General features: G+C 37.0%; 30 protein-coding genes and 1 tRNA gene. 3 read left to right on the top strand and 28 right to left on the bottom strand.

What is annotated here, in order from left to right:
• Window positions 1–398 precede the first annotated feature (398 nt).
• The 3 genes from BAU15_RS15145 (at window position 399) to BAU15_RS15135 (ending at window position 1,817) form a co-directional block, all read left to right on the top strand.
• The gene (locus BAU15_RS15145; protein WP_161843562.1) at window positions 399–617 is read left to right on the top strand and encodes a hypothetical protein; all 219 of its coding nucleotides are present in this window, start codon (window positions 399–401) and stop codon (window positions 615–617) included.
• Window positions 618–634: 17 nt separating this feature from the next.
• Complete coding sequence (locus BAU15_RS15140) at window positions 635–922, top strand: hypothetical protein (protein ID WP_161843561.1); 288 nt, start codon at window positions 635–637, stop codon at window positions 920–922.
• 136 nt (window positions 923–1,058) lie between these two features.
• The gene (locus tag BAU15_RS15135) at window positions 1,059–1,817 is read left to right on the top strand and encodes a LysM peptidoglycan-binding domain-containing protein (RefSeq protein WP_161843560.1); all 759 of its coding nucleotides are present in this window, start codon (window positions 1,059–1,061) and stop codon (window positions 1,815–1,817) included.
• Between the two features lie 44 nt (window positions 1,818–1,861).
• Here the strand turns inward: BAU15_RS15135 and BAU15_RS15130 are convergent, their stop codons facing one another.
• From BAU15_RS15130 to BAU15_RS14995, 28 genes are all read right to left on the bottom strand, one after another.
• Window positions 1,862–2,584 carry a peptidoglycan amidohydrolase family protein gene (locus BAU15_RS15130; protein ID WP_161843559.1) on the bottom strand — a complete coding sequence of 241 codons (723 nt, stop codon included), beginning with the start codon at window positions 2,582–2,584 and terminating at the stop codon, window positions 1,862–1,864.
• Window positions 2,584–2,979, bottom strand: coding sequence for a phage holin family protein (locus tag BAU15_RS15125; RefSeq protein WP_161843558.1), 396 nt, complete (start codon window positions 2,977–2,979; stop codon window positions 2,584–2,586). The genes BAU15_RS15130 and BAU15_RS15125 overlap by 1 nt, the downstream gene beginning before the upstream one ends.
• A gap of 179 nt (window positions 2,980–3,158) precedes the next feature.
• A complete protein-coding gene (locus BAU15_RS15120; protein ID WP_161843557.1) occupies window positions 3,159–5,471 on the bottom strand; it encodes a phage baseplate upper protein in 2,313 nt (770 codons plus the stop codon).
• Window positions 5,472–5,489: 18 nt separating this feature from the next.
• Window positions 5,490–8,246, bottom strand: a complete 2,757-nt coding sequence (locus BAU15_RS15115; RefSeq protein WP_161843556.1) for a phage tail tip lysozyme — start codon at window positions 8,244–8,246, stop codon at window positions 5,490–5,492.
• Entirely contained in the window at window positions 8,243–8,962 is a 720-nt protein-coding gene (locus tag BAU15_RS15110; protein ID WP_237580214.1) for a phage tail protein, read from the bottom strand. The genes BAU15_RS15115 and BAU15_RS15110 overlap by 4 nt, the downstream gene beginning before the upstream one ends.
• A complete protein-coding gene (locus BAU15_RS15105; protein WP_161843555.1) occupies window positions 8,962–11,337 on the bottom strand; it encodes a phage tail tape measure protein in 2,376 nt (791 codons plus the stop codon). Before BAU15_RS15105 ends, BAU15_RS15110 begins: the two co-directional genes overlap by 1 nt.
• A gap of 197 nt (window positions 11,338–11,534) precedes the next feature.
• Window positions 11,535–12,005, bottom strand: a complete 471-nt coding sequence (locus BAU15_RS15100; RefSeq protein ID WP_161843554.1) for a hypothetical protein — start codon at window positions 12,003–12,005, stop codon at window positions 11,535–11,537.
• Entirely contained in the window at window positions 12,005–12,643 is a 639-nt protein-coding gene (locus tag BAU15_RS15095) for a major tail protein (RefSeq protein ID WP_161843553.1), read from the bottom strand. Before BAU15_RS15095 ends, BAU15_RS15100 begins: the two co-directional genes overlap by 1 nt.
• An 8-nt stretch (window positions 12,644–12,651) precedes the next feature.
• Window positions 12,652–13,011: an HK97-gp10 family putative phage morphogenesis protein gene (locus BAU15_RS15090; RefSeq protein WP_161843552.1), complete on the bottom strand. Its 360-nt coding sequence runs from the start codon at window positions 13,009–13,011 to the stop codon at window positions 12,652–12,654.
• Window positions 13,004–13,339: a hypothetical protein gene (locus tag BAU15_RS15085; RefSeq protein WP_161843551.1), complete on the bottom strand. Its 336-nt coding sequence runs from the start codon at window positions 13,337–13,339 to the stop codon at window positions 13,004–13,006. The genes BAU15_RS15090 and BAU15_RS15085 overlap by 8 nt, the downstream gene beginning before the upstream one ends.
• A complete protein-coding gene (locus BAU15_RS15080) occupies window positions 13,329–13,655 on the bottom strand; it encodes a head-tail adaptor protein (RefSeq protein WP_161843550.1) in 327 nt (108 codons plus the stop codon). Before BAU15_RS15080 ends, BAU15_RS15085 begins: the two co-directional genes overlap by 11 nt.
• Entirely contained in the window at window positions 13,633–13,914 is a 282-nt protein-coding gene (locus BAU15_RS15075) for a head-tail connector protein (protein WP_161843549.1), read from the bottom strand. The genes BAU15_RS15080 and BAU15_RS15075 overlap by 23 nt, the downstream gene beginning before the upstream one ends.
• Window positions 13,915–13,916: 2 nt before the next feature.
• On the bottom strand, window positions 13,917–15,278 hold the full coding sequence (locus BAU15_RS15070) for a phage major capsid protein (RefSeq protein WP_161843548.1): 1,362 nt from the start codon (window positions 15,276–15,278) through the stop codon (window positions 13,917–13,919).
• Between the two features lie 13 nt (window positions 15,279–15,291).
• Complete coding sequence (locus tag BAU15_RS15065) at window positions 15,292–15,861, bottom strand: HK97 family phage prohead protease (RefSeq protein ID WP_161843547.1); 570 nt, start codon at window positions 15,859–15,861, stop codon at window positions 15,292–15,294.
• Complete coding sequence (locus tag BAU15_RS15060; RefSeq protein WP_202622753.1) at window positions 15,833–17,059, bottom strand: phage portal protein; 1,227 nt, start codon at window positions 17,057–17,059, stop codon at window positions 15,833–15,835. The genes BAU15_RS15065 and BAU15_RS15060 overlap by 29 nt, the downstream gene beginning before the upstream one ends.
• Before the next feature lie 25 nt (window positions 17,060–17,084).
• Window positions 17,085–18,812, bottom strand: a complete 1,728-nt coding sequence (locus tag BAU15_RS15055; RefSeq protein WP_161843546.1) for a terminase large subunit — start codon at window positions 18,810–18,812, stop codon at window positions 17,085–17,087.
• Window positions 18,809–19,261, bottom strand: a complete 453-nt coding sequence (locus BAU15_RS15050; RefSeq protein WP_161843545.1) for a P27 family phage terminase small subunit — start codon at window positions 19,259–19,261, stop codon at window positions 18,809–18,811. Before BAU15_RS15050 ends, BAU15_RS15055 begins: the two co-directional genes overlap by 4 nt.
• A gap of 110 nt (window positions 19,262–19,371) precedes the next feature.
• Window positions 19,372–19,740, bottom strand: a complete 369-nt coding sequence (locus BAU15_RS15045; RefSeq protein ID WP_161843544.1) for an HNH endonuclease — start codon at window positions 19,738–19,740, stop codon at window positions 19,372–19,374.
• Window positions 19,737–20,021 (bottom strand): hypothetical protein, encoded by a 285-nt coding sequence (locus BAU15_RS15040; protein WP_161843543.1) that lies wholly within the window; start codon window positions 20,019–20,021, stop codon window positions 19,737–19,739. The genes BAU15_RS15045 and BAU15_RS15040 overlap by 4 nt, the downstream gene beginning before the upstream one ends.
• A gap of 1 nt (window position 20,022) precedes the next feature.
• On the bottom strand, window positions 20,023–20,436 hold the full coding sequence (locus BAU15_RS15035) for a hypothetical protein (RefSeq protein WP_161843542.1): 414 nt from the start codon (window positions 20,434–20,436) through the stop codon (window positions 20,023–20,025).
• Complete coding sequence (locus tag BAU15_RS15030; protein ID WP_161843541.1) at window positions 20,433–20,750, bottom strand: hypothetical protein; 318 nt, start codon at window positions 20,748–20,750, stop codon at window positions 20,433–20,435. The genes BAU15_RS15035 and BAU15_RS15030 overlap by 4 nt, the downstream gene beginning before the upstream one ends.
• A gap of 117 nt (window positions 20,751–20,867) precedes the next feature.
• Window positions 20,868–20,969, bottom strand: a tRNA-OTHER gene (locus tag BAU15_RS15025).
• An 89-nt stretch (window positions 20,970–21,058) separates the two neighbouring features.
• On the bottom strand, window positions 21,059–21,289 hold the full coding sequence (locus tag BAU15_RS15020; RefSeq protein WP_161843540.1) for a DUF6275 family protein: 231 nt from the start codon (window positions 21,287–21,289) through the stop codon (window positions 21,059–21,061).
• A 373-nt stretch (window positions 21,290–21,662) separates the two neighbouring features.
• Window positions 21,663–22,154: an ArpU family phage packaging/lysis transcriptional regulator gene (locus BAU15_RS15015; RefSeq protein ID WP_161843539.1), complete on the bottom strand. Its 492-nt coding sequence runs from the start codon at window positions 22,152–22,154 to the stop codon at window positions 21,663–21,665.
• A gap of 304 nt (window positions 22,155–22,458) precedes the next feature.
• The gene (locus tag BAU15_RS15010) at window positions 22,459–22,776 is read right to left on the bottom strand and encodes a replicase (protein WP_161843538.1); all 318 of its coding nucleotides are present in this window, start codon (window positions 22,774–22,776) and stop codon (window positions 22,459–22,461) included.
• Window positions 22,773–22,922 carry a hypothetical protein gene (locus BAU15_RS15005; protein ID WP_161843537.1) on the bottom strand — a complete coding sequence of 50 codons (150 nt, stop codon included), beginning with the start codon at window positions 22,920–22,922 and terminating at the stop codon, window positions 22,773–22,775. Before BAU15_RS15005 ends, BAU15_RS15010 begins: the two co-directional genes overlap by 4 nt.
• Before the next feature lie 13 nt (window positions 22,923–22,935).
• Window positions 22,936–23,253 carry a hypothetical protein gene (locus BAU15_RS15000; RefSeq protein WP_161843536.1) on the bottom strand — a complete coding sequence of 106 codons (318 nt, stop codon included), beginning with the start codon at window positions 23,251–23,253 and terminating at the stop codon, window positions 22,936–22,938.
• Window positions 23,250–23,459: a hypothetical protein gene (locus tag BAU15_RS14995; protein WP_161843535.1), complete on the bottom strand. Its 210-nt coding sequence runs from the start codon at window positions 23,457–23,459 to the stop codon at window positions 23,250–23,252. Before BAU15_RS14995 ends, BAU15_RS15000 begins: the two co-directional genes overlap by 4 nt.
• Window positions 23,460–23,473: the final 14 nt, after the last annotated feature.

The raw sequence follows: 23,473 nt of genomic DNA, 5'->3' as shown, positions 1-23,473 counted from the left end.
CTCGTTCTGACTGAATCAGGTCTAAAAACTCTCCATGCAGCAGCATCCATCTCTTATTTATTACTCATTATACAATAACTTTCTGATTAATCATCAAGGAATCATCGTCTAATCCATTTAACTTATAAAAATATTTTTATATACGGATTGTCTTCTACCCAATCCTCATATCCACATGCGGAATATCATCTTCTATTTTTACTCTATTCATCAATAAAAATAAATACTCAAATGCTACTAAATCAACGTTTACTGTGTTCTATATCTATCATCAGCAGTCATGAATGCCATTATTTTGGTATTCAAATGGTAGTCGTTTTGTTCCTAAATATTTATTTTCTGTTCGCTTGACACACAAGAACAAACGTTCGTATAATGACAGTGAGGTGATTAGTATGATGGAAGAATTTATTAGAAATAACTTTGGAAATGAGCTTGCAGATTCTTACAGAGATTCAACAGAAACCGTTCAGACCCAAATTGACTTGAATTTTATTTCTGTTCTTGCTACAGGAACAAGCAATCAACCTGTAAGTTTAGAAAAGGAAACAATTATAAAAGACGGGAAACTAAGAGTACGTTACATCCTTGAAGCTGAAGTACATCAAAAAAAATAATTTAAAGGAGTGATTCCATGATTAATTTGACTGGCACAGTTGATAAGATTCGAGTTTTGCAGTTTACCGCACAGCCACTTGTACGATTTACTTTAATAACCAATGACAAAAACGTTAACTGTTTGATTAGTCTGCACTCCTTGTCCTTTCTAGCCGATGTAGATGAAGGAATGCAACTGTCTATACTTGGTCTATACAATAAAAGAAATCAATTTGTGACTAGGAAATATAATGCAATTGGAAAAACGAAAATTATGTATGAATTCGAGCATAGTGTTTATCCAAAAAGTAAGGCTCTGCTATAATAGATATGCGGACGCCTCTAAACACAACTTACTTGAACAGCATATTGTCCGTTGCCACCATAAAAATGGTGGTATTTTTTTATATGTAATCTGATATAATGGGGTTGAATATTAATAGGAGAAGTGAGGGAGAAATTTGAAAAAACTAGGGTTAGGAATCACTGTATTATCAATTATGATTTTAGGTGGATGCTCAAGTAAAGAAAATACTATAAATAGTAGTTCATCCACTAGCAGCTCCTCAACAACAAAAGTAAGTACTACTGAGACAAGCACAACAAAACCTTCTGAAAAAATTAATAAAACAAAAAAAGAAGTAGCGCCAAAAGCATCTTATCAGTCCATACTTGATGAGTACACTAAAAAAATGCAGGATGAGTCGCCTAAACTGGTTGATGAATATAATGCAGAATATCCTTCTATTCAAGGCGGAATTAATGCTTTAGCCGAACTATCAAATAAAAAAGTAGCAAAGCTTGCAGAAACTTCAAATGAAGGCGTAGCGAAAATGGCTGAATTACAATTAAATAATAAAGATGACTATTCTGTTTATGAAGAATGGGCAGGTAAGTTAATTGCAGTTTATTCTGAAGAAGCTCAAAAAATAATTGATGCCTATATGGCATCTGCTGCAATAGAAACACCTGAATTTAGCGAACCGTCATATGAAGAATATACCATCGAACCTCCGAAACAAACTGAACAATCTGAGTATAAAATAGCAGAATCAGAACCAGCACCACAAGGAGAAGAATATACTACTGTTCAGGCGGGGGAAAATCCTGACCAAATTGCTGCTCGTACTGGTGTTCCAGTAGAAACTATTTATGAGTTGAATGGGATGAGTCCCGACAGTTACTTTTTATCTCCTGGAGACTCAATTCGCATAAAATAAAAAAAGCCAAGTACCCACTCACGGATACTTGGCTTTTTAGATAACTAATAGAAATTTCCCCAGCTACTTACACGTTTATTATTTTTGTCGGTTTCACCTGTCGCAATCCAAGCATAACCACTCGCACGTTTTTGACGAATCCAAATATAGTTATTTGGTGCTTTATAGGCGCGGTCATACTTAACAACATCACCTTTAGTTAATCGCGCAATTAGTTTGCTGCTTGTCTTCTTATCTGATCGCAAAGCTACATTGTTTTCTATTAGCTTAAAACTTCCACTTTCAATCCATTCTAGCCCTTTGTCATTTGGTTGGCTCGGCTCTGATTTAGATGAATTACTTAAACGGTACACATACCAGCCCATTGAATAAGGGCAAGTTGTAGCTTCATTATCTATCGTCACACCATTTTTAGGATAGTTACAATGAATAATTTGAGATTGACTAGTAAAGATTACAACATGTCCTGCAGCCCCTCCACTCGCTCCCTTTTTGCCAAAAATGACAATATCACCACGTTTAGCCGTCCACTCTTTATTCGTAGCGATACAACTAAAACCTAAGTTTAGTAACCATGCGTGCATACTATCAGTATTGAGTATCCAACCAGGATTATACGCCCCAGCTTTTCTTAATGAAGCAAAAATAGCGCCGCTACAATCAGCTGTGCCATCTGTTCCCACTCGTGAGCCATACATCGAGTACGTGACTCCCTTTGCCTTTAGTGATTCCATATGATTAATAGCCGTTTCTATATTAATTGCCATTATTTATCATCCTCCTTCGTTCCGCTCTGCAGACGTTTTATAATCGGCTCAAACATAGCTGTAGCCACGCCTAATTTATTTAGGTTTTCAATGATACTAACCATCTCATTTAGCGTCTCTAACACATACACACCTACAATAATACTTACTGAAAACAATTCAGGAAGTACAATCGTTAACGGAATGATAGCCACTAAAACAAGTAGCAATGCAAACTTTTTAAGCAATCCTGTACTCATCTTTCCTGATTTAATTTCATGGTTAATGTATGCCTGAATAAACCCAGTGACCATATCAATGGCCATCAAGATAATTACAAACCCTAACCAAATTAAGACTTTCCCATACTCGTTTTTCATCATTTCTTCTGCCCAAAGTAACATTTTCATATCCATATATACTCACTTTCCTTTTCTATTTTAAAAACCAGTGCAACAGTAAGCCAAAACCAAACAGATAAAACAACGCAATCGCTCGCCAAACATGATGGCGCTCAATTTTTTCATACCATTTCATTTAATCGACTCCTTATCTAATAGGAAAAAGAGACCTACAATTGTAAGTCTCTCAATAACTACTTATTAAATAATGTCGATGCTAAAAAATTAACAGTTGATGGTATCCCATTAGTCGCCATTGATGAGGGTAATGTTGTAGATGAGCTAGTCTCAATAACTACTGCTTTTCCGAGTCCTGTTGCTTGCCGTGCTACTAACCAGCTTCCAGACAACGTGCAAGTGGCAAAGCATAATTCGATAATCGCCCCTCTATTGTAACCTGGTTGGATAACGCCATTCACCCCCACATTGATGTTACAATTTTGAAACCCAAGTGTCGATTTTCCTGAACAACTGAATACACCAACCTCTGTTATTGCATTTCCTGTTGATTCATCTAAGATGTTCACGTTAATCAAACTAACTGCGCCATCTTCCATTTTGATTGACTTAGCACTTGCGCCACCTCTCCAAATAACAGGATTATTTCCGTACCCGCGTTTTCGTAACGTGTATTTTTTAGTAAGCGTTGTTGCATAGTTAGCTAAACTATAGGTACTTGCGCTTTGCAAATAAATTGTAAAATCGCTGTTTTCGGACGCTTCACAAATCGCAAACGCCTTTTCCAATGTTTTAACTGGATAGAGAATTTCTGCGTTATACATGATTCCGCTATTACCATCATCACCGTTTACAGAATCTACTGCTATAACATTATTTACAAAATGACCAATATATTTTAATCGGGTATGAGAGTACCTTGGAAATTTCTCGTTAATACATAATAAATTGGAATAATCATCGATCGTCTCGATATATTTATCATTGGTTGCTACATCGATAGAGCTTGCTGTTACACTCGATCTATCTGTAATTTTGTACAACTTTGGCACGGCTGCAACATGTCCTCCATCAACAGTTACTTGAGTGATGGAGCGAACTTCTAGCCCTCGGTTAATAAGATTTTCTAAATATAAACCGTTAATTATCACGCTACCTGTTTCGTAAAACATTAGACCATTATATGAAAACTCGGCCGTCAACGAATTAAACGTATTTCCTGGACTATTTCGATAGAACAAGCCAACTGATTTGTCTATTTTGTCTTTTCCAGATACGTTCAAACTCATATTATTAGCAACTTCTGTTTGATTTCTCCCTCCAACTAACAGCATATCAATATTGCTTGCATTCATTCCTTGCATAAACGCGCCAACAAATATACCTTTAGCATAAACACGTTTAAATGATGTAAACCATGACATTGCAGATACAAGCGCCACTTCGAATGTTCCATCAATAGAGACATTTTGAAGGAAACAGGTTGGGCAACAATTGAACATAACTCCTGCACTATTTCGATTTTCGGGAATATTGGTAATGTGCAGATCGACAAGGGCTGCGCCAAACGTGTGTTTAATTTTGGTTAAATCATAAATAATTTTGTCAGGATAATCATTCGTTTCTAACAGCTTTCCACGAAAATCAATAGCTGTTTCATTAATATTGGTACTATCCAACACAATCTTTGTTCGCTGGGCATTCGTCTCCCACATCTGTGATCCTTGACCTTTTAGAACTACATTGTCTTTCATTCTTAAAGCATGAGTGATGCGATAAGACTCAAGTGGTAGCAACACTATTCCTCCACCGTTTTCGGCAGCTTTATCGATAGCTGCTTGAATAGCGTCAGTATCATCTTCAACTAGACCACCTTTCGCGCCAAACCATTTCACATTGAATTCTCGCTCGGCAAACTCATTTTCCATTTTTTCAATCACAGAAAAGTCCCAAGCTCTAAAACGATTAAATAATCCTAAGCGAGAAAGTAGCTCTCCACCAGGATCAACAGATTCAATAATATCCTTGTTTTGTTCGACAAAGTCTTCCCAGTCAGTTTTACCACTAGCGATATATTCATTAAATAATCGAATTAAGTCTTCAATTGTCCATACGTAAGTTGATCCATCCTTTTTAACTTCTTTAACGCCGTCAGAAAATACGCTCTTAGTGATATGGAAATAAAAATCACGAGTAGAAAACTGTTCAACCCACTCATGATCATCTTTCATTTTTCTAAAACTAAAATAGCCCACTTGACGCCCTAACTCTTGCCAGTCCTCAGGTCGCATCGTATATTCTAATAGACCTTTTTTAGGATCCTTCATTTCGTTTGTATTCAGTTTTTGCTCAATGAGTCCTATACCTTCCGTTTGACCCAGTTTTGCACAGAAAAAGACTTGTAGCCCTTCGTAGGATTTAGGAATGGCATTTTCAGTAATTTCTACTACCAAGGTTTGTGTTTCTTCATCAGCCTGTCGTATCTTTATTAAACCGATATTGTTATTGGGCTCTGTTGTTGAAAGAGTAATTGGGTATCTAATTGCCAAAATTATTCAGCTCCTATCTTAAAATTTAATATAATCACGAGGATTCTTAAAATGTCCGCTTGATGACGGATAAAACTCATCCATAAATTGGAAATGTAAATGCTCGCCTGTTGATGGGCCAGTTGTTCCCATTAGCCCAATTTGTTGTCCCTGCGTAACTTTTGCGCCTTTTGATACATCTATCCTACTTTGATGAGCGTAGCCCGTATACATTCCGTCAGCATGCTTAATCACCGTGTAATTTCCGTACCAGTCAAAATATTCTGCGCCTGCTTGGATAATCTCACCATCAGCGGCTGCAAAAATTGGCGTGTTTGGATTACTATTGACTAAATCAATGCCATTATGAAATTCTTGAGAGCCATTTATAGGACTTGTACGCCATCCGAATTCGCTCGTAACTTGTGGATTAGCAATCGGTTGTTTATATCCTGTGTTTTCCGGAATCTTGATATTTACGAATCTGTCATACCATTCCTGCGCCCATGTAGTCCGTTCTGGGTGTGGGTCAAGCGGACGCTCGAAGTTTGATACAAATGCTTGTGCTGCAGTGTTGATATCGGTCATATTCATAAATTGAGACCAAGAATACGGATAGGCACTTGTTGCTATCCATTGGCCATTTGGTGCATGCCACATAAGCAATTTAAATTGTGCTTGGATGGTATCTGGATCATCAGAAACACCAGCTTTGGTCATTAAGTTAATCATATACACGCGTCCACTCAATGCTCCATTTGAATCTGTCCATTGCCAAACGCCATACCCGAAACCAGGACGTCCTCCGCCTTCATCAGCTATTGGATTTGCATCAGATTCTCCTTGAGCGTTTACCAGTAAAGCGGCTGCGGCTTGTTTAGAAAATCCTGCACTAATCGCCATAGCCCAAATTTGCCAATACCGTTTATCTCGATCGGTAGTTATTTCTGGTGGATATTGCCCGTTCCAGCTTCCGCCACCGCCGCTACTACCTCCACCATTAGTATCGATTTTCACACCATTTACATAGAGTTCTTTTGTATCAATTCGATCAACAACTTTTAGTTCCTTCGCCTGTACAAGACCAGCAAAAATAAAACGTTTTCCTATATAGTTTGCTAAATCCGGGCCAAGCATCAATCCCTTTTCTAATTCGGGAGATAATACAATCCAATGCCCGTCCTCTTCAGTTTTTATAACTAGAGAATGATCTGGGATAGGAGGGTTTATGGCACTATTTGGAAATGGATTTCCGGCAGAATCGGTTGTTCCAATCGTTCCGATTAAATTCCCTTCTGTATTCCAAAACTCCATCCCTCGTTTTGTCAGTTCCATGATTTTTTTACCTTTGTTCCATGCTTGTAGAGTCCCTTTTACAAGTTTCATTACGTCGCCATATGCATTAAAAGAAGACTCAAAAACGTCTGCTTGAATAGTGCCAACTTTGATAAAGTCAGCTACTATCTCTCCTTTTGAAGTCATAGCTAATCCAAATGGACCATTCACACCATTTTCCGAGTATCCCAATCCATTTAAATTCCAGCGCCATACACGCTTTGCTGTCGCAACATCTGCAGTATCCATAATTAATATTTCAGACGGGGCTTTTTCAGGTCGAAAGATTACATGACCGCCAGAATTACCAGTAATCCAAGCTGTCGCATTCAATACCGTTTGAACAAGCGTTTCCGTTCGATTATCAATCTTTTTTTTCAATTCTTGTGTTTGGCTAGATACTTTTGAGGTGTACATAGATAAATCATTCCCCAACACAATATCTTTAAACTTTCCAATTGTTGGAAACCAAGTGTATTCAACCATTCTCTCTTGTACTTCAATATCAATTTCTTTTGCTCGAACATGTGCGACATCCCCAAAATGTAAAGAAGCCAGTTCTTGGTACATTTCACCATATTCTAGCGTATGCTCTAACGAAACCATGCTGACGGTATGAGTTATTTTTGGTTCGTGAATCCGGTCTTTATCAAATAAAGATTGTCCCCATTTTTTTAGGTCATTTATTGTTTTGCATTCTGAATTTTCTCTTTTCGCAATTCGTCTGTTTGCATCGGTTACTCCAGAAATTTCTAACAGACCATATTCAATAGGCTCTTTATCTTCGTCATAATCATTATCAGGAACTCCCCCAATCAGATAGAGACTATTTCTGACCGAATCGTCATCATATTCCTCTTCTATTGACTCAAGATTAATACCAAAATCAATTCTAAAACCATTATCTGCGCCAATTTGTTTCACCAGTTTTAAATCGTAATTATCCATGACCAATTCTCCACCAGTGACACCCACTAGATTTTGATTGCCATTATTGGAACCGATAATCGCTTCTATTGGCGCAACTTGTTTTGCCGTAAATTGATGTGTTGTACCAATATTTGATAAATAATTAAATTTCTGAGGAAACGATAGATTTTTAAATAGATTATTCATAATCTTTGTGCCATTTCCATTATCGGTAAAAGAATTGACAATGAAATTTCTATTCGCCATAAAACCGATATGTCTTGCTGTAACAGCAACAGAATTGACATTCTTTTTGACAGTATATATTTCAAAATATTGATAGGAACCATCTTCAACAATCGCCTTAAGAAAATTTCCTTTTTTTAAGTAACTGCGAAATTGACCATCACGTTTATAATTCCCATAAAATCGATATTGACCGTTTAAAACTCGATTAATCTCAGGCAAATCTTGCCAATCAGTTAAAGAGGCTCCGTGATCGGAGAGATTGTTCGGTATCTTTTGATAGCCATAAATAAAGTTCTGTGTCACAGATACACGCTCCTATTCCATAATTTAATTTCTTGGAAATTCCCTGATACAATCAATCGATTTTTTCCGGGGCTAATTGTTGGCCAATCACCACGAGTAAACAGTGGGGCACCTTCTTGCATAGCCTTTCCCAATTCAGTATCTACAGTAATCATTCCTGTTAAGGTATTTTGTAGTAAAATTGTCTTAACACCAATCGTTAGAGATAGATTGCCACCTTTTGAATCAATCTCAAAATATGGATGTGCTAGTTCGTCTCCTGAATCAGTAAAATCTATTCGAGAGGAAGTTATTATTTTAGGTGGCTCATTCACTCTCTTTTTTAACGGTTGGCAGCGAAATACCACGTCAAACTTATAAAAACAGCCCCATTCATTTTCGAATGAGACTGCTTTACTCATGGAACAAACCGCATCTAAATATTTGTCCTCATCATTATGTGTAATCAATTTACTTTTTCCCGTCAACCAACGCTTAACTTCTTGTAATCGATCGTATGGAACGCTGATATCTTTAATTTCAAAATCAAAAGGCTCATAATCATTGAATGTTTCTGTTAATTCCCCGTTTCTGCCAACAACAGAATAAGTTTCATATCGCTTGTTTGGTAATATATCAGGAAGTTCTGATTCAATGATGCATTCCATATCAATCAATGCATTTAGATTTTTCCAAATGAAATTTGGTTCATCTGAATTCATGAACGTAACACTCATTAAACAATCCCTCCTAATGCTTGTTCAAGCTCTTTTTCAGCCCTTGCTAGTTTTCGATTCATCCGATCTAGTTCCGAAGGGTTATTGGCATCAACATTTCCAAAATGATTATGTTGTTCAAGTGTAATATTGCTCCCAACCTTACCGCCGATTCCTTTTCGCTTTTCATCATCAGATAATGGTGTAACAGTAGTCTTTCCATTTTTAGCAGTTAGTAACTCTGGACCAGCTTCACCTACAATTGCTTGTCCATTCACTAAATGACCGCCTTTTGCTAGATAAGGAATGGTGGATATCTTGAATCCTTTACCTCCGACCCCTGGAACCCAGTCTGGTATTTTTATGTTGTTTAACCCGCCTAAAAACCCATTAATCAACCCAATCATGGCATTAATTGGGGCTTTTGCTACGGCAGAGATACCATCAAATATCCCTCCAAAGATATCAACAATCCCATTCCACGCTTTAGACCAATCACCTGTAAATACACCCGTAATAAAATCAATAAACCCGTTGAATATACGTTTACCTGCATTATAAAAATTTTCAAAATTCTTCAGAATACCGCCAAAAACATTCCCTAAAAATCCTTTGATGTAATTAAAGTATTGAACGACAATATCTTTTATGCCACCAATAACCGCATTCACGCCATCCCTAAACCATTCTACGTTGTTATATGCCCAAACAAACGCTGCAACAAGAGCTGCAATAGCTCCTAAAATAAGAATAAATGGATTTGCTGCAAAAGCTAACTTCATGGCTCCAAAAACTGCTTGTAACGTTCGAATGGCACCTGCAACTTTCGTAATCGATCCCATTAAAGTACCAAATACTACTAGCATAGGACCGATTGTAGCGATTAATACTCCTATAGTGACTATCCAATTTTTTGAATCTTGATCAAGGCTCTGGAACCATTGCGCGAACGCTTTGACAGCATCAGCTGCTTTTTGAATATAAGGAGCAAATACTTCTCCAATATCTGAGCCTGCAAGCATCAGTTCATTCATGGCACTTTGATACGTGACCGTTTCTTTCATCTGCTCCTTTAATTTGTCACTCGCGCCACTGACATTTTCGTATGCTTCTTTGTTTTTGTTTATTGCATCAGCTGATTTTGACATAGCTTCAATTACTTGGATACCTGAATCCTCTCCTTGAGAACCGAATATCGCAGAGATCGCTGTCGCTTTTTCTTGCTCTGAGCCTAAATTAGTGATTTCATTGGCTAGTTTCTGAAAGGCTTCTTTATTTGTAAGCCCTCCATTCTTTATTTCATTAAACAAAGATTGAAAATTACCTCCGAGGCCTTCTACCGCTCCTTCTATTGTTCCGTCAGATACTCGTATACCAAATTCTTTTACTAAATCGTTCACTTTATCAAGGTTATATGCCCCTCCGTCCAATCCTGCTTCAAGAATGGTAAACATTTCTTGGGCAGAATAACCCGATTGCTCAAATTGAGTCGCATATTCAGCTAGGTTGTCTCCTAGCTCGTGTGTTTTGTCTAAACCATTTTGAGTTGCAACTGTAATAAGATCCATAGCTTCTTCACCATTGAATCCATAAGCTGTCATTAACGCATTAGCACCACGCATAGTTTCGTCAAGGTCAGAATCGAACGTTTTTTCTAAAGTTAAAGCTTTTTCAGTCATAGATTGAATAGCTTCAGAGCTTTGTTTTTTTAATTCTGGAAACTGATTTACAATTTTTATCACAGCTTCTTTTGCTTCATCAATGCTTTCTACCATCCCATCAGCAAAAACATCTTCCATGGCTTGATTTAAATTTTTTGCTTCATCTTCCGTTAATCCGAAAGCGGCGCGAATTTGACCTTGAGCGGTACTTAAATCATTGGCTGTTTTAAACCCTACTGCACCAATTCCAACTAAAGGAGCCGTTATTCCTACGGACATTTTTTCTCCGACCCCTTTTACTTTTTCACCAGCTTCCTCAATTTTTTCTAACTTTTTGGCAGTTTCGATAGATACATCACCTTGTTTTTTCAAGGCTTCATTTGTTTCTTCTAAAGCATCTTTTAATTTATTTTCTCCAGTTTGAGAATCTAGTAACTTTTTATACAATTTTTCCGATTGCGTAGAGTAGCGACCGGTTTCTGCTACTGATTGTGCATACTCTTCTCTTAATTGTTTAGTTCGCTGACTAGCTAACTCCACTTGTTTTTCTAATTTTTGTTTTGCTGCCCTTAATTTTTCTGTTTGTGTTGCATCCTTGTCCATAGCAGATACTTGGTTTTTGTACTCGGTAGCTGCTAGATTCATTTCTTGATTTATTTCTTTTATGGTCTTCGCATATTGAACCTGACCATCCATTTTAAATCTTAATACAACATCAGATTCTTTCCCTGCCATCTTAGCGCTCCTTTCCTATCCCCAGAATGGACTTTGATCCATGCGAATGGTTTCTGGCACTTCAAAATCAGCATTATTCGCTTGAACCCATTGGATGTACGACTTAAGCCACAAGTTGGGCGTTGCTTTTAAAAAGAAATCCTCACTCCAATTTAAAAGAGTGAGGGCAACATAGATATAAAAAGCCCAAGGAGTTCCTATTTCTTCTTGTGCTTGTTTTTGTTTTTTCTTTTTTGAGTTTGATTTGAATTCTTGAAGTCTTGTGGCTTCTTGGATTTTTTTATATCAGCGACCTGAAATGTTTGATCTGAGAAAATTTCCATGCAAACGCCATAAATGTCAATTATGTTTTGACTCATTCCTAGAAAGATAAAGATATCTTCTGGACTATCTTCCAATCCGCCAGTTCGTAACATTGCATAAACTAATGATCGCATAATTTTTAAATCTCCTGCAGTTAAATCAGCAGATGAGATTCTATCACCTTTACTTTTTAACATACGATTTGTTTCTTCTTCAAACTTTGAATAATCGTCGTCATAGATATCTGCGATATATTCCATTGTTTCCATTGTAAAAGCTATCGGGAACTTTTGACCACGAATCGTGACTTCTGCTGCATTTTTTAAATCCTTTACATGGATTCCATAATCAATCAGTCTAGCCATTACTTCCCACCGCCTCCACCTGTTGCAGCAGCTAATTCATTCCATTGTGATTCACTGATGACAGGTTGTTTGATAAACTTGTCTAACGTAACTCCTGCCGCCGTATCTCGTAAGGAGTTAAAGGTAGCAAACATATTATTGGGTTCAATATTTAATCCATATGCTACTAAATTCGCAGTAACATCTTTAATATCGATTTCTGCCTCAGTTGTAACATATTCTTCATCAATCACATTGGATAACTGAACCTTTGGGTACCATACGGCCATTTGAGCGCCACCTTCAATATTCCCAATAAAACCAAATGCAAAAAATGGGTACTGTTTAGCTTTCGTATTACTGAATGTAACACCTTTTGAAGCTTTCAAGTCTTTCAGTTTGTCTAATAAATCAACTGGTATCCCCACATGGTCTAACCCTATTTCGTGTTTTGTTTCCCGACTAATGGAGCGAAATAGTTTACTAGAAGCATATTTTTCTAATGTACTCCCGTTTCCTTTGATTGCTAATTTAGTTGCAATAGGCAGTTGAATAACCGCATCATACGTCGGTTCTGTTGTTGTCGTTTCTTGAGTCAACATAGGCGCAATTAAAATATCACTTAAACCTTCGAAAAATTTAATCTCTTGAGCATCCATTTAATGATTCATCCTTCCCATAATTCAATAATTTTTTTTGTCATAATTTCTTCAATCTGACCTTTATTCGTTTCATATGCACCACTCGCAAAATGTTGTGCTTTTTGATTTACAGTTCCATTCTCTGCGAATCGCCAATAAAAAGCAGTGTCTTCAAAAACTACTTTTACCTGTTCATCTTCAACTATTACTTTAATGTGATCTTTCATATGCTTTTTTGTACGTAGAGATTTAGGGATATTGGGCAGTAGTTGTTTAAGATAAAAACTAGCGGCTTTTTCTAGCGAATCAATTGTAAGTTTGTTCGGATTCACTTTAGAAAGGTTACTAAGATAGTCCGCCATATCTTTAAACCCGTTATTAGCCATTTTCAACACACCTCACATAAGCATAATAATTCGTCACAGTATCGTCATTCTCATCTCCTTGTATTCCTACAAAATCAGAATACGAGATATTGGCTTTTTCTAAAGCGTTCTCTAGGACATTCAAATCACTTTCTGTTCCTGTCGTATAAAAAGAAATTTGATAATATGGCAATCGTCTATGAACTTTTGAGGAGGCCATTTTTTTTCCTTTACTTACGTTTGAATAAACGATGTAAGGATAAACGGTTCCTTTTTTTGCTTTGTCACGGGTAACTGGCAATCCTGTTGATTTCAATACTTTTTTTAGACCTTCAAAACTAGTTGACATAAGCTAAACTCAACTCCATTTCTCGGTCATCAACATTCGTATAAATACGTGTAATGTTATACGCTACAGAATCGATTCTTACGGCACTTAGCTTCTCAGTAATAGATTTATCCAATCTAATCTTAATCCGTCTGACAACGTCGGTTTTTGCTTGCTGAGATAAATATTTTTCTTGGGCAGTCACACCGATATCTTCGTAATATAAAACTCTTTTACTTCTATAAACCGTAACTGGATGATCATTTAAATCTAAAGCTTCTTCAATTTCCAACAATTCAGCCTTCCATCTAAGTTTATTGGTCTGTCTCTTCGGCATTTTGGATCACCCCTTGCACAATAAATGGTGTAATAGCATTCAATGCTGCTTCTAGCTCACCTTCAGCAACTCGATACTCATAACCAATACCTGCCACTAATAAAATCAAATATTCTTTTTGGCCACCAGTAGCGGTCATAACATAATCCTTCGCCATCTCCAAATAGAAAGAGAGCATGGAATCATCCATGCCCTCCTCAAAATGAATGTGTGCCTTGAACTTTTCTTCTAAAGATAACTCTTTAGGTTTTTCGACCATAATTATTCACCGCCACCGGTAACTTTCCCAATTTCGTAGCGATAAACGGCTGGTTCGAATGGCGAATAAATCAATTGCCCATCTAGTAAGTTATAGATTTGGAAGCCGATTTGGTTCTTTCCAGAGAATTTTTCAACTAGTTTTTGAATCTCTAACGCTCCAATAACTTCTTGAATTTTAAATGCAGAGAAATCGCCAAAGTAAATGACTGGTGTATCGACTTCACCTTTCTTGTCTGCAGCATCAGTCCAATCAACAGGGTAACCAACCAAAGTATGTCCGATTCCACCTTCAGCTTGAGTAAATGGTCGTAACAATGGGAAGCCATCAGTTGTCTTCATTTTTTCAACTGCTGTCAATGCTGCCCGATTGATAATGAAACGTCCTTTTTTCATTACTTCAGATACTGGAGTATTCTTCATTTCAATCAAAGCATCATAAAGCTTTTGACCAGCTTCGGCGGCAGTCAAATCAACAGCTGCTGAAGGAGTAAAAGCCACTGCTTTTTTAGCTAATGCCCCAGGGTTTTCATTTCCTGCATCATCACCATTAAACATGTAATTGATTTCTTTTCGCACATAGGCTTTCTTCAACTCTTCAACCACAATATCCTCAACAGGAACACCAGACATTTTCAATAGCTTTTTAGTAACTGTTGCCAATGCATCGAATTCTGCTGGATCCAAAGTGATTTCATCAAATTCAATATCCGTTTCAGGAACATCCGTCGTACGTTCTTTTTTATTAACATTTGCTTCTGCTTTTTTAACTAGGAAAGGATACTTAACATCACCCGAAGTACGAACAACTTGACCATATTTACGTAACAAGTTTTCTTCTTGCGCGTACGTAATAACTTCTGAAGCAATCACTTCTGGAACTGTGACGGATCCGTTACCTGTTACAATACCTAATGTACGAGCTTCATGTTCAGAGATATTTCCTACTATGAAATCAGCAAACGCCTTGCGCTGTTGTTGTTCTTTTTGCTTTTTGTTCAATGCGTTTCGTCCTTCCATTCCTTTTTTTATGTTGCCCAACAAGCCATCACGTTGTTGTTGCGTGATCATACCAGCCCGATTTTCATTAGAATCTGGCTCTGGATCAACTGGATCTGCCGGATCTGCAGAACGACCTTCACCATCTTCAGGATCCACATCAGGTTCTGGATCAGCCGGTGGGTCTACTGGTTCTTCATCCAATTCATCTTTGATATCTTTTAGTTCATCAATTAAGGTGTCAATTTCATTTTGTACGGATTCAATATCCGCTTCACGAACCTCACCTGATTCGATTTGTCCACGTAATTCTGTTAAACGTTGTTCATGACGAGCTTGTAATTTTTTCAATAATTTTTTATTCATTCTATTTCCTCCATTACGCTAATGCGTCATTTATTTTTTGGATCATTTTCTTTCGTGCTGCAATGTCTTGCTGGACTTCCTGTTTGCTTCTAGCAAGTGCTGCTTCTGTATCCTGATAGGCAGGAAGAGAAACGATTGATACTTCGAATAATTCCACTTCATTGACCGTACGAAGCACTGGGTCAGTGTTGTAATCCCATGTTTCTTCTGTGGGAATAAAACCGAAACTACATTGATTAATATCGCCGCGTTTCATGGACTCAACGAGGTCATTCGCGTAGGTGGTGTTAGGTAATTCCACTTCAAATTTCAATCCGTGGTCATCCTCTTCCAAACGCAATGTGGAACTTTTGTTACGTCCTAATACTTTCCCCCAATCATGATTGAACAAACAACGTACGTCTGAGTTAGATAATGCTCTTGAAAAAGCCCCTGGAGAAATTTTCTCTTCTAACCCTTCCCATAAAAGAGTCGGACTATTGAAAACTGATGCATACCCCGTTACGATACGACTGTTGTTTTCGGTGTCATCTCTTGTTGTCAAGTTGGTGATATCAAATGTCCGAATTTCCTTCTTTTTCATTTCCATCACCTCCCTTCAACTCGTCACCAGTAGGCAAAGAATTGTCTGTTGCATTCTTCTGTCCAATCCTTGATAAGTCATTTGAAATATAGATTGCCTGCGTTTCTGGTGTATTCTGTTTAGGGAATCCGAGCATTTCTGCCACATTATCCGGGCTAGTAATACCAGTACGCACAATGTTGTAGCCGATGTTTGTTTTTGTTGAATAAGGAACGAAGTCCAAAATATTGATTTTCCACTCCACTCGGTAGCCAGAATTAGGCATAAAAAAAAGAGCAGTGTAATGTTCGCCCTTGTTTTTCAATATTGGTTTAATTGCTTTGTTATGCAAATACATCATTGCTTTTTCAATATCTGATTTCATTAGTGCTTGGTAAGTATCGACATTGATTCCTAAAAATTTCCCTAGATCTTTCTTGTATACGCCTAAATAATTCAAAATTGCTGTGTCGTCAACCGGGCTTTTTAGCGTCTCGATAGAATAGCCTTTCCCTAAAGGAATCATCTTGACTGTGTGATTATTGTCATCTTGAGTTCCTTCTAATTGATCAAGAATTTTTGAAACGATTTGAGTTTGTGCACTGTTATTCGGATTAATATGTGCATCCAGTTTAAGCATGAACGCAAGTAATCCACCTTTTGAGTATTTATCTGTTAATACCTTTTCAGCGCTTAGAACACCTTCTAGCGTGTTTCGAGCTAGGTCAATAATTCCGGCACCTTTTAATGAATCAGTTCCGATATTTTTAATATGTCGAATCATTTGACCAGGAATCTCTTGACCATTCATACTAAACTCTTCTTGCAGCCGTTCATTGATTTTTGTAGTTACGCCATAGGCCAAATGGAGTTGATCACGATCGGTTAAGGGAAATGTTTCACCATTAATCAAAAGTGTATTTGTTTCCAGCTTCGAAAACTCGAAACCAGTTAGATAATCATTTGGGTTATTCAGAATATTCAGCAAGAAATGATTTTTAATTTCTTGTCCATCTGGTCCGATTACCATTGGAGTAGCCAATGCAACTTGATTAGAAATATCTTGAACTAATTCATATACATCAGAAGATTCCATGATTGAATTATCATTAACATATCTCTGCCCGTATCGTGTTGTTTTACCAAAGATATCTTCAATGTATCCTCGTTTTTCTATGAATGAAAATACTGCATTTGAAATTCTATCTCTTAATCTCAATAAGTCTCACCGCCTTTCAAATAATTTACCTATAAATGCTGCCTAAATACTCTTCCATTTGACCATCATCAAAGTCAGTCATTTGATCCATTGTTTCTTTATGGGCACATAAAAACGCCACGAAACCATCAATCTTCTTTTTTGATTGCTTCTTACTAGGTATTTTTAAACCTTGAGTATTGGTGAAAGCAACCACATTCAATGTACAGTACAAAAGCAAAGGATTATCGAATAGTATTCTTTGTTCATGAAACAATCTTTCTGAGTCATCAAACGCTGAATTAAGATATTTACCGTACTGAGGAACCTCAATACACTCAAGTCCAAGATTTTCTAACCTCTCAACAATTTTGTCACTCATAGCTGGATCATAGTTCACTTGCTGGATATCATACAAATCCATGCAGTCTTGTATAAACTGGACGATTTGTTCTTGATCAATAAATTTACCATCACAGAATTCTACAAATCCTTGCTCTTCCAATTCTCGATAAGGAACGTTGTCTTCTTTTTCTCTAAAATCGAGATTTTCACTTGGTATGAAATACAGTTGTTTAACTTTTAGAATGGACTTTCCGTCTTCATCCCACGTCGGGAAATTAAGAGACACACAAGTTAAGTCCCGTGTTTTCGATAAATCCAACCCTACGTAACAAGGTTCATTTTGCAAGTTACCTAGTTCTTTTGATGAAACTAAACATGGTTCTATTTGATCTTGCTCAAAAAAGTTATCTGCACTATTTACAAAAACATCTAAATGTTTAGTAAGGAATTCTGCTTTTGAATGAGCAGAACGTTGCGCAGTTTTAAAAGCTGATTCCAAAGCTGACAAGTCCACTGATATTCCCCAGTTTGGATTACACATTTCCCAAACTTTACGATCAGTCCAATCATAATTTTTGTTTGGTTCGTAAATTAAAACAAAGTTAGAATCGTTATCATCCTTCTGCAAAACTTCTTTTGCTTCACGATAAACACGCATGCCAACCGACGATGAACCTTTACCAGCTGTTGAAATATTAAGCATTAACGGTTGAGCTAGTGATATCTGTGCCGACTTGAAGTTGTCATACTGCTCCATTTTTTCTTGTTTGTGCAATTCATCATTCACAATGAAATAAGGATTGGAACCCTCAATATTATCAATATTTTGTGTTTGCACAATTAGTTTATTCTTTAATGCAAGTTCTCCGCTCAAATATTCATAAGTAATGCTAGATACTGTTCCTTTTGGTCCTTTAAAAATTTTAGTTCCTTCGAGCAAATACGGATTATTTAAGATTGCATCCGCAAACGGCTGTGCTGCATACTGTGCTTGTGCAAAATCAGATGCGCACGCATAACAGTTTACAGATAAAGCTCCTTCGCCATACATTGCGTAACCCAAAGAACCAACCGCGATTAGGGTTTTTCCATTTTTTTTAGGAATTTGAACATATGCTTCACGCGTAACCCGAACCGTTTTTCCTTTTTCGTTTTCTTTTACCCAACCATAAATCCATGAATAAATAAATTTCTCCCAAGGTTCCAGAATAAACGGTTTCCCTACCATATCACCCTTTGTATGGACAATAAATGTTTCCACCCAGTCCATCATTTCATTTGCACGGTTTACATCAAACCAAATATCTTTTCTTTTTTTCCATTTGTACCAACGATCAATTGAAAGTCTAACCGTTTTAGGATATTTTTCAGGGTGTTTTCTCACCTCTTTTGCAAATAAATCCGCGTAATTCACACCTTGTTCAATCATAAATTAGCACCTTCTTTCGGACGCCATTTATTCCTATGCTTAGTAAATTCATCCATATGTGATTCCTCTGGTCTTTTAATTTCTTCATTCATTCTTGCAGTGGAACCACCAGTAACTTTTTTACTTCCTACAGATTTATTTGTTAATCCTAGCAAATCAAGTGCTTTTATCTTTTTATCAGACCAAGTTTCCACTTGTTGAGCTAAAGGATGTTTTGAGGGATTGGTTGCTCCAGACTTGTTCGTGTATTTTTGCGTTTCAGGAAATCCTTTCTCTTTCCACGCCAAAAATTTATATTGATAAATTTCAAAGATATCCAGATAAGATTCAATCAACGGATCAAGGGTAATTGTATAGATATCGGACAATTGCATAATATGCAAAATTCGCGCCTTTTCCGCAGTAATTTTCTCATCAACAATCGCTTTACGTTGCGCTTTAGTCGTCATTTTTTATACATACCCCCCTTTTGTTTTTGAAATTTGAAAAAAAACGATGCGCGTAACTCCCTCTACCCTATCTCCCGGCGAACAAAATTATCAGAAAAGGATAGGGGGGGTTAATCAAAATAAGACGGGAAAACTTTCTTCTCGTCTGTCTCATTTTCTTCAATTACATGACATGTTGGACATAATAAGCGAATATTATTTGGATCAAGCTTGAGCATGTCGTTCTTTTTGATCGGTACTACGTGGTGTCTATGTGCTTGCCTTCCAAATACAAAGCGACCACATCTTTGACAACAACCACCTTCTCTTTCATAAACAAAATCAGAAACATCACGCCATGCTTGTGTCCGATAGAATGGTTTGTTCTCATGGTGGTACGCACTCTTCTTTGCTTTGTTCTTACGCCTTAGTGCATGTTCTTTACAATAGGTGCCACGTTCTATCTTGACCTGACATCCGTCAAATCCACAGTACTTCATTTTAAAACATTTTCTAAGTCCGTTGTGTCCCAAAGAGAACTTAAAAACCCATTAAGTATTTCTTCGGTAACTGATCTTTCTACAATACTGAATCCATTTACTCCCATACAATAAAGTATTTTTAACAATGAACTATCTTCTTTATGAGAAAGAGCTACTTCTATAAGAGTAAACATTGCTTTAGGATCGTCTTCTTTTATCCCTTTTTCAAATTCGGTAAACCTGCCTTTGTATTTTTCTGATATTTCTTCCATAGTTTCTAGGTTAAGTTTGAAAGTCATTCTATTTACCTCGCCCTTTATATTCTTTGATGATTTCTAGGATGTCGCCTTTAGCGCGGATAGCAGATGGAATTTCAATGTCGTTCTTTTCTGCATATGCTCGTAACTCCTTGGCTTTCATATTATCCAATTCAGATGGCTGTTCATCTTGAACAGTATTCTCAACAACCGTAATATCTTGTTCTTCAACTGTCTCGTCTTTGTTCTGGACCATTTCCGAATAAACTGTTTTATCCTTATCTCCTGATTCGTCATAAGCGACAATCAACTTATCCCCTTCATGTGTGATCATTGACTTAGGATTTTCAGTTACTTTAAAACTTGGCTCTGTTCCTTTTGGTACAAATAATGATTTTTTCTTTTTTGTATCCCAATACTCGTTACCAGCAATCGACTTCCTAACTAATACTTTCATTGTCTATCCTCCCTATAATTTGTATACACAGCAGTCCCACCCATACTCTCGAATGACTTAACAGCGACTTCTAAATTTTGCAATGTTCTTGAGATAATAAAGATAGTAAGTGAATCATCAATATTCTTGATAATAGAAACAGTATTTCCAGACCAAACAGATTTCACAGAATCACTAACTAATTGATTGTCGCTATTAAAAATAGGATTATTTATAAAGTAACGTTCATTTTCAAGCTCAATCGCTTTTTTATAAACATCCACAAATCCGTCAGCAACAACTATCTCCACTTTCGCTTCATAAAATACTTTCATGATAAGCTCTCCTCCCTATGTACTAAAAAAGCCACTCGTGAGAGTGACTTGATTGTATTAACTTAAGCAACCTACACGAGTTTTACTCTCCACATATCCACCTGTCCTCGGTTGCAACGTAAGTGACAGGACTTGAACCTGCAACGACTGCATTCGGCGCGCACCCTTTTTAGCAGTCACGGTCGGCACCGCGCGTTTATCCAATTCCGCCACACTTACTAATGTCACTGGCAAGGAATCGAACCTTGCAAGTCGTACCTCAAACTGAGATAGGCGTTACCCTTTCCGCCACAGTGACTTAATAATTACTAAACTTCTACACATTCATTTGATTCTTTTTGATAAGTATCAACATATATTTCTTTCTTATCTCCATTATGGGTTAACTCGTATAAAGGAGCGCCTTTTTCAGCGTAAGATAAGATTGCTTTGTTGTTTTGCAATGTCTTACAGCTCCATACAACGAAAATCGACTCTCTCTTAATCCCTCTAGCTTCAATAATATCTTTGCATTTTTCAATAAATCTATTGTTATCCATTCGTATCTCCTCCTAATTAATAAAATATTAAGCGGCAGTGAACTACAATAGTGTCCATCTACTTGCAATTGACTGCCGCAATTTCACATGAAAACAATTGATGTTTTATTTTTTGTGTGAACAGGTTTAAAACTTTGCTCTCCTGTTTGCATGTGTAAAATCTAGCTACCGATACAGAAATTTAATTGATTTTTTTAGTTTGTCGTTAAGCTTATATAGCTAGATTATCTCTGATTAGTCAATCTGAGCCGACGTCCTCATAATTTGATTGTGTGTCTCGTTGCTCGTTAACTAATACTTTCGACAATATCATAATAACTCGCTTTTTAACCGAAAAACCCTACTATTTCCCTATTTTTTCCCTAAAAAAACCCTATTTTTTAAAAGCTAACAGATTTTCATAATGATATGCTTCTGCAAACTCTATTAACGCTGAAGCTTTAAGCTTTTCGATATTTTTCACACTATAGTGCAAGACTTCTGATTTTCCTAATTCGTCTTCTCTGTATACTTTAATCATTCTGCTTAATTTAATCGTGCTGCTAGGATTCGCTACACAGTATGAATAATAAAGTATGCTTTGCGAGACATCAGATAGAGATTTGAGCGCTGAGACAATCGCTTGTAGTTTCTTTCGTTCATCAGCTAGCATATTGATATAGCCTTTATTAACTAACTCAAGCGACTTTATCATAGAATGTTCAGTGTTGTTTCGGTTGCTATGGTGTCTCGGCATATCTGACAATACAGGAGATTCCAAGGCAACAACTACTCCACTCCTGCGTTGCAGGCTTCTGCAACTTTTAAGAACGTCTCTTGCGTTGTCTCTCGTTTGTTTATAGTCCAGTTCTGGTAGTAATGTCATTCCCTAGATTCCTCCTATATGGTATAATTAACTTGGCTGTCGGGAGAAATCTCGGCTTTTTATTTTGACTTTTTTTGAGTGCCGTTTGCTGATGCTTTTTCCTGCAAGCGACGCTTTTTCTTTTTTATTTTTGATTTAGTTTTTCCCATCCTTGACCTCCATATTAGAACTTTCTAAAATCCCTTAAAAAATACATCGTGTTATGCTATTATATAAACGAACCACGTTTGAGAACTAACGTTTTGTGGTTCGTCTAGTACCTAGCGGAAACTAGGACTTGCTTTTACATTGAGACAGCGAGTGGTCAGCTGTCTCTTTTTTCTATTAAATCAAGCTCTACTGTTGCTCCCATAATTTTGACCTGTAATAGCTCTTGTAATACATTCATGGCGTTATCAACTAATATTCCTTCACGTTCCATTGAAGAACCTTTTGTTTTTCCGTTAGTCACTTCTGATATGGTTACAGGGTATGGCATGCTAACATTTAACTCTCTAGCCAAACGAACCAAGCTATCAACTTCCGAAGTTGACCTTACTAAAATATATCTTCCCGTTTCAGCCGATTCTTTTATCAACTGAGCAGTTTTCCCACTACGCCTTGCTCCAGATATGATTTTCATTCTCTGACCTCCTCCACACTAACCAGCCTGTAAATTCCTTGAACCACCATAGCTTTTGCTTCTGCGTCCTTCTGACCATCGGCAAAGATGTACTCTTTTTTTGGAACGCCTTTGTAGTTGATGTAGTTCACTTCGTATGTGTACATTTAATCCACTCCTTTAAACAGCATCTTCGCCAAACCAATACTTATAGTCATTTTCATCGTGATAAGGATGTTTTAAAAAGATACGTTTGGTTTCTTGTGGAGAAAGCTGTATGCAGTCTTTTTTTCGGAACTTAACATTTATCATTAACATTCCATAAGGTTGAGCTAAGTTGCCAATGAACCACCTTTTAGTCTGACTGTGTACATCGATAATTTCTCCAAAAGATGTGAAAGTTATGGTCTTGTGATATCCCTTTGCTCCTTTTTTGAGAAACAAGTATTTGATTTTTTTACCTTTTATTTTTTTAAGCCTACGGTGCCTATTATTCATTCTTCGTCCTCCATTTGTAATGTATCCACGTCTACTGGACACCAGTTTTCTAGAGAAATGTACTCACTATTTGCTTCTATTACTTTTCCTACAATGTATCCATCAACATAAAAACCATGGATATAACCTTCGGCATCTGGTTTGAACTCAATGTATTCTAAATCTTCTTTTGACATTTCTTTGATTGGTTTAGCTTTAAATTTCAATTAATCCACCTCAT

This window comes from Candidatus Enterococcus huntleyi, assembly GCF_009933175.1.
Classification (GTDB): Bacteria; Bacillota; Bacilli; order Lactobacillales; family Enterococcaceae; genus Enterococcus_K; species Enterococcus_K huntleyi.
Note: the sequence above shows the minus strand (reverse complement) of the source record. Positions and strands in the feature narration are given on the sequence as shown.